The sequence below is a fragment of the Aneurinibacillus thermoaerophilus genome, from assembly GCF_900099925.1.
In the GTDB taxonomy this organism is placed as follows: domain Bacteria; phylum Bacillota; class Bacilli; order Aneurinibacillales; family Aneurinibacillaceae; genus Aneurinibacillus; species Aneurinibacillus thermoaerophilus.
Map to the genome: position 1 here is coordinate 1 of NZ_FNDE01000103.1, position 1,041 is coordinate 1,041.

The following is a 1,041-nucleotide window of genomic DNA, read 5'->3' on the forward strand; positions in this document are numbered from 1 at the left end:
CTATCGAAAAAATGCTAGCGAAGAAGCTGGAAGAGAAGGGAGCGTAACGGATGCTAAATCGAGCGGTGTTATTGGGGCGGCTAACGGCTGACCCAATTCTCAGATACACACCAGGCGGCACAGCAGTTGGAACGTTCACGCTGGCGATTGACCGACGCTTCAGCGGCCAGAACGGAGAGCGTGAGACGGACTTCATTCCAGTCGTTGTGTGGGGGAAGAACGCTGAAAACTCAGCCAAGTACCTTGCCAAAGGTCGGCAGGCCGCCGTGGATGGTCGGATTCAGGTCCGGTCATACGAGAACAAGGAAGGGCAGAAAGTACGCGTCACAGAGGTTGTTGCAGATCAGGTACAGTTCCTTGGTGGAGGACAACAAAGCAGTAATGGCCAAGGGCAGCCAAGCAACAAAGATAACAATTCTAATCCGTTTGCTGATGACCAAAAGCCAATTGATATCTCGGACGATGATCTCCCTTTTGATGAAGCCCCTGGTTCGGATGAAGAGCCGGGGGCATGGGAAGACCCGTTGGGTTATGAAGATAGAATGCCGAAGCGTAAACGAATGAGAAAGGGGGCATGACTTTTTTCCTCCCCCTTTCTATCAAATAGGGGGCGATTGCATGAACTACATCCAAGAACTGAATGCATTCTATGATCGGCTCGAAACAAATCCATTATCTTCATCGGCAATTGCTTTATGGCACGCTTTGATGTCTGTAAACAATAAGGCTGGATGGATAGAGGAGTTTGCTGTAGCTGCATCGGTGCTATGCATGAAGTCTGGATTGAAAGATAGCATGTTTAAAAAAGCGAGAAACGAACTCTCGCAAAAAGGATATATTCAGTTCAAATCAAGAGGCGGAAATCAGTCAGCTTTATACAAAATGACTTCTCTGTGGTCACAATATGACCACACTGGTGTCCACAGTAGTGTCCACAATGGTATCCGCAATGGTGTCCACAGTAGTGACCCATTATTAAACAAAACTAAACTAAATAATCATAATCCTCATCATGCGCATACGCGTGAGGAAAATCCGATT

2 pseudogenes are annotated in these 1,041 nt (G+C 47.3%); both read left to right on the forward strand.

Annotated features, from left to right (window positions below):
* Positions 1-50: 50 nt before the first annotated feature.
* Positions 51-476 (forward strand): annotated as a pseudogene (locus BLR88_RS18890) (single-stranded DNA-binding protein); the annotation flags it as partial.
* A 142-nt stretch (positions 477-618) separates the two neighbouring features.
* Positions 619-1,041: pseudogene (locus tag BLR88_RS18895) on the forward strand (hypothetical protein); the annotation flags it as partial.